Raw genomic sequence first — 10381 nt, forward strand, 5'->3', positions numbered from 1 at the left:
CACATTCCCGCGCCTGCGGCGGTCGCTTGCGACATCTACCTTATACGCCGCAGTGCGCATCCTCGCGGCGCGTTTTTTACTTTACAGGAAAGCAATTTCCTGTAAAGCAAAAAAAGAGCCTTGCTTCGTTCTTTTCAAACAACCAAGACTCTTTTTCTCTTATTTCTACATTCGTTTCCTGTTTTCTATTTTAATTATTTTCCGGCAAATACTTTTTCTACCACTTCCGGAAGCTGTGACAAATTTTCAATTTCCGGTACTTCATCATCAATTGTGCCAAATCCATATGCTGCATGGATAAAAGCGACTCCTGCCTTTTTGCTGGATTCGTAATCGCTCTGGATATCTCCCACATACACTGCATCGGTAAGTGCATTCCGGGATACTACCAGGGCTATATTATCTTCTTTCTGTTTTTCATTATTTCCATAGCATTCTATATCCGAAATATATTTTCCTAAGTTATAATAAGAAAGAAAAGCCTCGATATATCCGCTCTGACAATTGCTTACGATATAAAGTTCATATTTTTCCTTCAGCTTTGCAAAGGTTTCTTCCACACCCGGATATAACACCGCACCATGCCCGGACAGATATTCATTTTCATATTCGCCACATTTATCTAAAAGTTCCATCCGCTCTTTTTCCGGCATATCCGGGAAAAATTTTGCTGCAATAACATCCATTGTTTTTCCCATGATTCCACGAAAATCCTCTACAGTCAGAGGTGTACGGTTCACTTTTTCCTGTTTTAATATTTCATTCCAGGATTCTGCCACACCGACTGTAGAATCCCACAGAGTTCCATCCATATCAAAAATTATTCCCTGCTTCATTTTTCTTTCCTTCTTCTATTTTTTTGTTTTCTATTAGTTTTCTATTAGTTTTTGAATTTTTTGTTCAATTTTATTCCTACATGGTGTATAATACCATTATTATTAAAAAAATTGCAAGGAGATTTCTTATGAGTCAGGAAAAAGTTGACCGTTATAAAGAACAAAAGAAAAATCGTAAAAAAATAATGAAACAGGAGAAATGCAAGCGTTATCTGGGTTATACCGCTACCGTTGTTGTCATTGCACTTATCATAGGCTGGGCAGGCTTCTCCATTTATAAAAATCATGAAGCAAATAAACCGGTATCCTATACAGAGGTAGATTTAAGTGCTCTTACGGATTACTATTCCAATCTGCAGGTGGACTAATTTGAGCGGAACAGATATCATCCAATTAGTAAGTCTTGTCATACTGATTCTTTTATCAGCATTCTTTTCTTCTGCTGAAACCGCCCTTGTAACCGTTAACCGGATTAAGATGCGGACCTTGGCAGATGAAGGAAATGTAAGGGCAAAGCGCGTGCTTGCTATCACGGATCATTCATCTAAAATGTTAAGCGCTATTTTAATCGGAAATAATATTGTAAACTTATCCGCCTCTGCTATTTCTACAGCACTTGCCATCCGCATTTTCGGAAGTGTTGCTGCCGGAATATCAACTGGAATTTTAACTGTTTTGATTCTGATTTTCGGTGAAATCACTCCAAAAACAATTGCTACCATACATTCCGAAAAACTGGCATTGGCGTACTCCGGAGTTGTCAGCTTTCTTATGAAGGTTCTTACTCCTGTCATCTTTATTATTAATATGCTTTCCCATGGCTTCTTAAAGCTCCTGCATATTAATCCTGATGCCAAGAAGCAGACCATGACAGAAGCCGAGCTTCGTACTATCGTAAATGTCAGTCACGAATCCGGTGTTATTGAGAATGAAGAACGCAATATGATTAATAATGTGTTCGATTTAACTGATTCTGAAGCAAAAGAAATTATGGTTCCCCGCATAGATATGACTTTCGTAGATGTCAATGCCAGCTACGAAAAATTATTAGAGATTTTCCGGGAAGCCAAATATACAAGATTACCAGTATATGAAGATACCACGGACAATGTCATTGGTATTTTAAATGTAAAGGATTTATTGCTCTATGATGACCGGACGAATTTTTCCATCCGCTCTATTATGCGGGAACCGTTCTTTACATATGAGCATAAGAATACTGCTGAATTATTAAAAGAAATGCAGGCTTCTTCCCTCAACATTGCTATCGTATTAGATGAATATGGTGCAACTGCCGGTCTTGTTACTTTAGAGGATTTATTAGAGGAAATTGTAGGCGAAATTCATGACGAATATGATGCCAATGAAGAAGCTGATATTACTGCTTTAAGTGAAAAAGAATACCTGGTCAATGGTTCCATGAACCTTTATGATATGTGCGAAAAACTGGGGATTCATTTAGAGTCAGAAGATTATGATTCCATTGGCGGCTATATCTTAGAACATTTAGACCATCTTCCGGACGAGGGAGAATCCATTACCACAGAAAATGGAATCCTGCTCCGGGTTGAAAAAATGGATAAGAACAGAATCGAAAAGGTATATCTGAAAACTCCTTAGGGAGTTTTCGATATACCTTTCTTTTTCTATCATCAGTCATCTGCATACGGAATATGATAACTGAATTTACTTAATCTTACATGATATGCGCCATCATAATTTCCCACAAAAGTTGTACTTACCAGTCTGGTATAATGTAATTCATACAATTCCTTGTCCACTCTTACTGCATCTGCAATATCATAATCCATCGGCCAGTAATATCCCATAGTTCCATCATCAAAACTCATCACTGTCCAAAGCGGATACGGGCATGGATTTGCTGGTTTTGTTTCCTCTGCCGGCTGTTCTGTCGGTGTCGTTGCCGGAGTTTCTGACGGTGTATCTGATGGTGCTGCCGGAGTTTCCGACGGTGTATCTGATGGTGCTGCCGGAGTTTCCGATGGTGCATCTGATGGTGCTGCTGGAATTCCACCGACAGGTTCCTGTCCCCCGGATGTCGTTGCGTTTTTCTGAGCTGAAGGGGCCGGCCCTCCTGCAGTTGATGCCGGCTCTGTTGGTTCCTTTCCCGGTGTCACTTCCTGTGTTCCCTTTTTATCGGTTTTCTCATTCTTTCCCTCGGATTCATCCGGCACTTCCTGCTTTGCCAACAGAACCTCTTCTTTCTTCTGCTGAAATACCTCCTGCAATGCTTCCGTCTTACAAACCACAACTCCTGTTGCAGTATGCTCCTCTGCTTCGTGGAATTTTCCTATGGATGTTTTGTTTAAAACATGATTACTGCTCTTCTGTACGAAAAATGTACCACCAACTACAGCTGCCACTGTAAGCAGACAGCCTGATAAAATCAATATTTTTTTCTTTGGATTCAATTTTTCATAACTCCTTTCACTTTTCTCCAACTATACCATAAGTCATTTTTATTGTGCAACCAATTTCTTCTTTCTTTCTAAATTTCGGCATATTCACCGATACAATGGATAAATTTGTTCCGAAAACGCTCTATTTCCGTCATTTTTCCAGTATTATGCTGCAATTCATATTCTTTCATCTCATTCATCTGTTGATGTGATAAATTCCAGACTTCTAAAGCCGTATTCCTTTGCAATGCCTCTTCTAACTGTCTGTAATTTTCTTCTCTCCTCCAAATAGAATCCTGTGTTATGGTATCAAGATATTTTTCACTGATAAATCGAAACGTTTTTTCTTTGTCCTCCACCTGTTGCGAGGTAGTATCCACCAGATAAACGGTAACCTGTTTTCTGCTGACATTGCCAACTGCATCTTTTGCATAATAAGTAATCGTGGTGGTTCCTTCATGCGCAAAGTTCTTCCACTCTTCTTCCGTATAATCTTCCACGCAAAAAACAGTATTCTTCTCTTCATCTACTCCGCTCTCTAAGATACCTTCCGGATTATCTTCTGAGCTGTTTTCTCTGTCCTTTGCACATGCCTGCTGCAAAAGTATTTCCTCTGTAATCCTGCCGCTTCTTGCATCCGTCAAACTATAATACTGATCTTTTGCCTCAATAACAGGACTCTCATCCCACTGTGCATATAATCTCTGTTCCCCTGCATGGCAAAAAACATCTTCTTCCCCGATAAGTTCTTTTTCCTGCCATATTACATCCGGCTTTTTATCTTCCTCTTTGTCCTGTTCTGTATCCGGCTCTGTGCTCCATCCTAAGAAAAGGAAGTTCTCCCGCACGGCGTCTGGCATTTCTCCATAGGGTGTCCCATAATATCGGCTCTCCTGCTTTGTCTCTTCTCCATCGATCAGGCCTCCATTTCCATCAAAAATGATTGGAAAGCAATAGCAAAAATCCGTATCTGCTGTTGCATAGCCATCCAGACTGTCATATGCATAAATTGAAATCAGATGCCTTCCATATTCATTCTTATGTTTTACAGCAGAGGTATAATAACGGTAATTATAGTTTTGCCCCTCTATAAAATAGTCCCCTTTTTCTCCTAATTCTGACATCTGCCATTCTGCCGTCAAATCATCCTGACCCTGGTTTTCACTCCACACCGCAAAAGCAGTCTTTTTAATTCCATCTCCGCCATCCCGCACAAAGACATATGTATAGAATCCATCCGTTCCATTCTGAATCGATATCGTCCGCTCTATAACCGGTGGCTTTGATTTCTTCCAGATGGCATAAAAGGTCTGATTCTCCGTTACCACTACCTTATCTCCTGAATTATATACCGGCTCTTTAGCACCTTTCCTGTCTGCCCAGCCGGCAAACGCATACCCACTGCGCTTTGCAGATGGAAGTATTACTTCTGCATCCTTCCATTGTGCCTTTAATAGAACCTCTCCCTTATGCTTTGAAGATAAATTTAATACCTGTGCCTTATCTTCGTATACAGAAAGTTCCGATAACGCTTCCGGCACACCGATTGTGCCTATTCCCTCTCTATGCTCATTATATCCATGATTTATCCAATGTAATAAATATGACTCACGCCGGCTGCCAAATGCCTGTTTTAAATCTTCCCCTCCATATTTCATATAATCCGTCAATCGAAAATATGGACTGGATATTCTTCGTTCCCTGCCCTGTATCACATACTGATAGAAATGTTTTACTAATGCTGCCTTATTAAACCCGAAACTTTCCAGTAAATCCTGATTTGCTTTTGCATAACAGGGGGCATCAAATGCATACCACGGAAATTCTATTCCGTTATAATAAAAACTGTTATGATCTTCCCACCCGACAAAGGTGCTTTCCGCGGTAAGTTTCTCTGCCTCAGATGTTCCACCATTTCCATCCAAGGTTACTGTATACTCTTTCTTATACTGATTCTGCTGTAATTGAATCTGTTTTCCATACAGCACATCCGGTTGAGAAGCAACAGTTCCGCTGGTAGCCCCATTTCCATCATAATGAATGGTATAACGATTTTCGAGATAATTTACTTCGATATTATCATTATGCCATGCGCCATCATCTCCCCAGGGTGTCATTCCACATCCGTTGGTGTCCACCACAAAACTACAGGTTTCCTCTTCCATACTCTCAAAGTATGTCTGATAGCAGTTGCTGGTAGACACTCCTTCAAAATGATGCCCCAGCTCCGGCAGACGAAACGTAACCGGAAGATGATATTCCCTTGCTCCTATTTCAGAAGTTGCATTATCATGTCTGGTATAATATTCCCTATCTTCTAATGTAATGCCAAGCTCGTCTCCCCCAATCAGATACATTTTATAATAGATTCGATAATTAATCCCATTGGAATGACGTTCCCCTATATTACAGTCAATCCGGTAACGAGCTGTTCTTCCACCTGCATTGTCACGAACTATCAATATGAAATACCCGGAAGTTTCCGGATACCAGGTCTGCGCACTTCCGTAAACAGATGAAGTCAATTCATCCGGCATTTCTTCCAACTGCTTGGTTTCTTCTGTTTCTAATACTTCTGCTTCTAATACTTCTGCTTTTTCAGATTCTGCCACCTCAGTTTCTTCTACCGTTTCCGCACTTATCATCTGAATACTGCACGGACTCATAAAAAGAATCATGCATCCGCAAAGGAAACGGCATACTCCCTTTCGCACCTTCTTTTTCATGCTTACCCCCCTATTCAAATACTGCATAATATGTCTGATTTTCTTCTACACACTGTGTAAAATCCGCGAGATAATCCTTGCTGTCCCGCCACTCTAAAAACTTCTTTTTCAAATCATCACAAACCGGTTCTGCCGGAGAGGTACAGTAATCCCCCTTTTGTATTTCCAGCTTCTTATAATAAGATTTTCCCTGTTCCATTTCTTCCCTGGAGCGATAAAAGATTACCGTCTGCATTGCCACTTCTTTTTCCCCTTTCTCCGTTTCTTCTCCATTCCCATCGTCATCTGTAAGAATTGTACGGCAGCACTGTATGCTGCCCTCTTTCCCGCCCGGATACGAAAAATACTCTTCCACTTCCACAGAAAGTAATCCTTTTTCTGCATCTGCTGCAATCATCCGAACAGTTAATTCTGAATCGGAATTCATCTGCGGAACCAGATTTCGAATCAGTAATGTCCTCATATCTTCGGAAGTATAATCTCTGTCTGCATCCGCCTGTACCATCTGCAATGTTGTTTCCATTGCTTCGGTAAGACTCTGTTCTAATTCTTCTTTTCGTACATTTTTATGCTGCATGGTCAGCAGAACTACCACAAATAAAACAACAATTCCTCCGGATAATACCCCCAATACCATATGTTTCATATACCGCCTCCATTTACCGGAATCCGGAAACGGGAAACCGTCCGCTTTTCATATGCATCTTCTACCCGCACCTCTATTTCATAGATTCCTGCCTTTTCATAAATATCTTCTACTGTTTTTCCTGCCTGATTTCTGATATCAGTTATCTCAATCTTAAGTTCCTTTCCATCTGCATCCACTGCGTGAAACAGTTCTGATAACGCTATCTTATCTGCAATCGTTAAGATGCGATGATCTTCATAGATAATCACCGGAACCTGACGGCTATGAATATCTTTTAACATTTTTCCGTCCATATTATTTCCAACATCTGCACCGGCTGCCGGACGTTCCATCCCACTTCCAGTTATGCGAAATCCCCATAAGCATAATATCAGTAACATTGCCGCCACTAATACGGTAATTACTGTCTGTCCATATTCTTTCCATAATGTTTTCATTTGTTTTACCCCAATGCCCCCTGTGCTCTGCTTATCATTTCATAAAGATAACCTCCCTGTGAAAACAGTCCAAATAAAATTCCTGTCATAACAATGACTGCCAGAACCGCTATCACAAGTCCACCATATTCTTCCATAAAAAAATGCATTTTTATCCCCTTACCGGACATAACCAAGCAAATACCACAACACTCCGATACAACCACTTCCAAGTACTGCATAGATGATTGCCTGTCCATAATCCTCCATAATTTTTCTCATAAATCTACCTTCCAAATCCCCGGATACTATGCTCCGTTTTACTGTGAAATGGTCCCATCCGGTATGCGTAATGCAATATCACTTCCGCCATGGTTACCTCCTTTTCCACGGGCGGCACGTTTCCATTTTCACATACAGTTATAGCTCCGGAATCCTCATATAAATTAACCTGCAGCTGATAGCCCAATTCATCAGCCTGCTTTATACAGGCATTTATTACTTCCCGGTTATAATTGCTGTTTTCCAGTTCCACTACCACATCCGATTTAAAATTTCTTGCCTGACAAATCTGCGCTTCTGCTGCAACAATACCTATTCCAACTGTTGACAACAGCATCATCAGAAATATTCCAAGATATGTTTTTATTACCTGTTCCATCTAATCCCCTATCTATGTACGCTTGCTAAAAATACCACCAGAAATGCCGTCATATCAATCATCATTTTTCCTGCTCCAGTCAATGCCGGGGCTAAAAACAATGCATATAATCCAGCCAGTGAATCCTGATTTTGTTCTCTTTCTGCCTTATCTAAAAGTTCCTGATTCCGTTTTAAAATCTGACTTAACTGCTTTTCACTGTTTCCATATCCGCCGTTGGATAATGCATACAACATCCGCATAGCAGAATGCACATCCGGTAAATCATAATCTTTTAAAAAATTAAGATATGGTTCCAGACTCTCCGGATTCTGTGAAAGTTCTTCCAGCATATCATCCACTGCCGGTCTTAGAACCTCCGGTGTCTGCGGCCGGATACGATAGAATGCCACCTGCACATTTTCAGTCTGAAGCAATAAAGAAATGTCCATTAACCACTGCGGAAATTCCGTTTCCATTTTCTTTCTCAGATACTTCCGGTAGAAATTACTGCGCACTCCTTTATGGGACTGCACATAACGATATTTCTTTTCATCCCCTTCTCCATAAGATTCCCTTTCCTTCAACCAGTTGCGGCAGGTACGCTTCATTGCCCGGAAGCAAATCAGCATATCCAGGGACAGAAAAAGAATTGATGCAATCTGGCAAACCAAAAGTTGCGATAATTCAATATCTTTTGGCAGCAAATGATTCGTTATTGCACATACCAGAATGGATAAACCCACCGCTAAGAATACATTTCTTCGATATTTCTTACAGTCCTGCTGATGCAGTCTGACCCGTTCCATCCACTTCTGCAAATCCTCTAAAAGCAATTCCACCGTTGTCTCGTATGCTCCGCCATACTGTTCTACCATCAGAAAATACGCATGAATCTCTTTCATTCTGCGATTCTCATACTGCTGCTCAATCGCATCTAACTCTTCTTTCATATTGCTGTCATATTCTTTTCGTAAATGAAAGATTGCAGTTTCTATCTGTTTCCGCATGGCCCCCGGTTCAAACAATATACAAACTGTCTCCAGTGCAGATAAGATTTTCGGATTCTGCAAAAATGCATACAGCATCTGCTCCATATACAATTCTGCTTCCTGCAGACGGGTCTGTTGCTTCTTTTCTTCCTTCAACACTTTATCCATACGCCACATAACAAGAACAAATACAATACTGCAGCAGATATATCCCTGCCACTTAAGCTGTAATAAAAATGCTGCCAGCAGCAATAATCCATAACAGCCTCCATAGGCAACGAAACGCTCATTCTTTTTCATATTCTTCTCCTTCCAGACGATGTTGTATCATCGGATTATCAAATGGCTCGGAAATTCCATGCCGCTTCATACGCGCAATCAGCCCTTTTGGAAGTTCTCTCACCATAAGATTGCCATCCACCACCTGCATATGTATTTCATTTCTTCCTTCTTCTCTTACAAAGAAGCAGACCTGATCTATATAACGGTACAATTTTCCTTCTGCACTCATTTTCTTCCGCAGCAGAATTCCAACATCAACATAGCTGTATACATCATTTTCCATGCGGTCTGCATCCATACGGCTCTCCATCATATTCAAAATACGGTCCGGAATTTTACGCACATCATCCGTATGAAGCGTGGTAAATCCACGGATTCCGGTAGACCAGCATTCCAGTAAAGACTTTACTTCCGTAGAACGTGCCTCCGATAACATAATCCAGGATGGGTTCTGTCTGAGACATGTCTTAATGGCTTTGGTATAATCAAAATCCGGATTAATTCGCAGTTCCACACAATCTTTTCCGGGATTAATCTGACTGTAATGCCATTCTGGATTATCCTCTATCGTAATGACACGCTCTCCTGCCGGAATAAACTGCGAAAAAAATTTTGCACATTCTGTCTTTCCCGCCCCCGGTTCTCCGCAAAAGACAAAATTCATTTTTGCAGCCACACAATTGGTCAGCAATTCCAGTACCGGAACAGCTACATACTCATCCTCCACCATCCTTTTTACCTGCATACGCAACATTGGCATTGACTTACGGATACAGATACTCCTGCCGGATATGGCAACAGATTCATGCACAATACTGATACGCAGCGTGTTGGTCTCCGCCTCCAACAAATTATTTTTCTTGTTAAAAGGCTTGCTCACTTCATTGGCAATCCGATGGGAAAACTGCTCTACAAACTTCTCTGTAATGCCATGGCTTCGAATCAGATAGCGTTCATTTTCTACATCTGTAATCCACAACTGGTTTCCGTTATAGTCAATATCTGTAATCTTATCATTCCGGACATAACGCCAAAGGGGACCAAAATAATCCGGCTCCATCCGGATACCCAGTTCCTGTCTGTCCAAGTCATCCCCTCCTATGGTGTTCCGATGTTATTTCCAAAGTTATCAATTAAGTTCTTAAATGCATCATAAACGGGACCACTGGTTCCATTTCCCATAATTGCTGTCACAAGTGCTGCTAATGCTGCAATCGCAACTACTGTTATAATTACCCCACCATACTGTTCAAAAATTTCTTTCAAATAAGAAAACCCCTTTCCATACTGAATTTCGTTTCACTGTTTGGAATATTTGGGAGGAAACTCCCGGATAAAAAAAGATAAATAAGATGGCTCTAATCATACCTGCTTTTTCTTTTTTTGTAAATATATTTTTCATTTTTATAAAAATTTTACA

Annotated in this window: 12 protein-coding genes; 2 read left to right on the forward strand and 10 right to left on the reverse strand. The window is 40.6% G+C overall.

The features are described 5' to 3' along the window. Positions 1 to 194: 194 nt before the first annotated feature. Positions 195 to 836, reverse strand: a complete 642-nt coding sequence (locus tag DW059_RS11135) for an HAD family hydrolase (protein WP_117698828.1) — start codon at positions 834 to 836, stop codon at positions 195 to 197. A gap of 128 nt (positions 837 to 964) precedes the next feature. On the opposite strand from DW059_RS11135, the gene DW059_RS11140 reads away from it, so the two are divergent. Together DW059_RS11140 and DW059_RS11145 are read left to right on the forward strand one after the other, a co-directional pair. Further along, positions 965 to 1204, forward strand: a complete 240-nt coding sequence (locus tag DW059_RS11140) for a hypothetical protein (protein WP_022244383.1) — start codon at positions 965 to 967, stop codon at positions 1202 to 1204. A gap of 1 nt (position 1205) precedes the next feature. Next, the gene (locus tag DW059_RS11145; protein WP_117698829.1) at positions 1206 to 2456 is read left to right on the forward strand and encodes an HlyC/CorC family transporter; all 1251 of its coding nucleotides are present in this window, start codon (positions 1206 to 1208) and stop codon (positions 2454 to 2456) included. A 32-nt stretch (positions 2457 to 2488) separates the two neighbouring features. Here DW059_RS11145 and DW059_RS11150 read toward each other — a convergent pair whose 3' ends face one another. The 9 genes from DW059_RS11150 to DW059_RS16160 form a co-directional block, all read right to left on the reverse strand. After that, a complete protein-coding gene (locus tag DW059_RS11150; protein ID WP_117698830.1) occupies positions 2489 to 3268 on the reverse strand; it encodes a hypothetical protein in 780 nt (259 codons plus the stop codon). 77 nt (positions 3269 to 3345) lie between these two features. Beyond that, on the reverse strand, positions 3346 to 5982 hold the full coding sequence (locus DW059_RS11155; RefSeq protein WP_158552115.1) for an InlB B-repeat-containing protein: 2637 nt from the start codon (positions 5980 to 5982) through the stop codon (positions 3346 to 3348). A gap of 10 nt (positions 5983 to 5992) precedes the next feature. Further along, positions 5993 to 6628, reverse strand: coding sequence for a hypothetical protein (locus tag DW059_RS11160; RefSeq protein WP_117698832.1), 636 nt, complete (start codon positions 6626 to 6628; stop codon positions 5993 to 5995). Continuing rightward, entirely contained in the window at positions 6625 to 7068 is a 444-nt protein-coding gene (locus DW059_RS11165; protein WP_117698833.1) for a hypothetical protein, read from the reverse strand. The genes DW059_RS11160 and DW059_RS11165 overlap by 4 nt, the downstream gene beginning before the upstream one ends. Positions 7069 to 7073: 5 nt before the next feature. Next, on the reverse strand, positions 7074 to 7217 hold the full coding sequence (locus DW059_RS15940; protein ID WP_156454680.1) for a hypothetical protein: 144 nt from the start codon (positions 7215 to 7217) through the stop codon (positions 7074 to 7076). A gap of 116 nt (positions 7218 to 7333) precedes the next feature. Beyond that, positions 7334 to 7708 carry a hypothetical protein gene (locus DW059_RS11170; protein WP_117698834.1) on the reverse strand — a complete coding sequence of 125 codons (375 nt, stop codon included), beginning with the start codon at positions 7706 to 7708 and terminating at the stop codon, positions 7334 to 7336. A gap of 8 nt (positions 7709 to 7716) precedes the next feature. Continuing rightward, positions 7717 to 8979, reverse strand: a complete 1263-nt coding sequence (locus tag DW059_RS11175; protein WP_117698835.1) for a hypothetical protein — start codon at positions 8977 to 8979, stop codon at positions 7717 to 7719. Beyond that, the gene (locus DW059_RS11180) at positions 8966 to 10048 is read right to left on the reverse strand and encodes an ATPase, T2SS/T4P/T4SS family (RefSeq protein WP_330408398.1); all 1083 of its coding nucleotides are present in this window, start codon (positions 10046 to 10048) and stop codon (positions 8966 to 8968) included. The genes DW059_RS11175 and DW059_RS11180 overlap by 14 nt, the downstream gene beginning before the upstream one ends. 11 nt (positions 10049 to 10059) lie before the next feature. Beyond that, complete coding sequence (locus tag DW059_RS16160) at positions 10060 to 10227, reverse strand: hypothetical protein (protein WP_022244373.1); 168 nt, start codon at positions 10225 to 10227, stop codon at positions 10060 to 10062. Positions 10228 to 10381 lie beyond the last annotated feature (154 nt).

Origin of the sequence: Roseburia sp. AF42-8 (genome assembly GCF_003435965.1) — a bacterium.
In the GTDB taxonomy this organism is placed as follows: Bacteria; Bacillota; Clostridia; order Lachnospirales; family Lachnospiraceae; genus Roseburia_C; species Roseburia_C amylophila.

What these genes read in the sequence shown, in the direction of transcription:
- DW059_RS11135 (WP_117698828.1), bottom strand. Translation starts at nt 836, where the DNA reads ATGAAGCAGGGAATAATTTTTGATATGGATGGAACTCTGTGGGATTCT.
- DW059_RS11140 (WP_022244383.1), top strand. Translation starts at nt 965, where the DNA reads ATGAGTCAGGAAAAAGTTGACCGTTATAAAGAACAAAAGAAAAATCGT.
- DW059_RS11155 (WP_158552115.1), bottom strand. Translation starts at nt 5,982, where the DNA reads ATGAAAAAGAAGGTGCGAAAGGGAGTATGCCGTTTCCTTTGCGGATGC.
- DW059_RS11160 (WP_117698832.1), bottom strand. Translation starts at nt 6,628, where the DNA reads ATGAAACATATGGTATTGGGGGTATTATCCGGAGGAATTGTTGTTTTA.
- DW059_RS11165 (WP_117698833.1), bottom strand. Translation starts at nt 7,068, where the DNA reads ATGAAAACATTATGGAAAGAATATGGACAGACAGTAATTACCGTATTA.
- DW059_RS15940 (WP_156454680.1), bottom strand. Translation starts at nt 7,217, where the DNA reads ATGCATTTTTTTATGGAAGAATATGGTGGACTTGTGATAGCGGTTCTG.
- DW059_RS11170 (WP_117698834.1), bottom strand. Translation starts at nt 7,708, where the DNA reads ATGGAACAGGTAATAAAAACATATCTTGGAATATTTCTGATGATGCTG.
- DW059_RS11175 (WP_117698835.1), bottom strand. Translation starts at nt 8,979, where the DNA reads ATGAAAAAGAATGAGCGTTTCGTTGCCTATGGAGGCTGTTATGGATTA.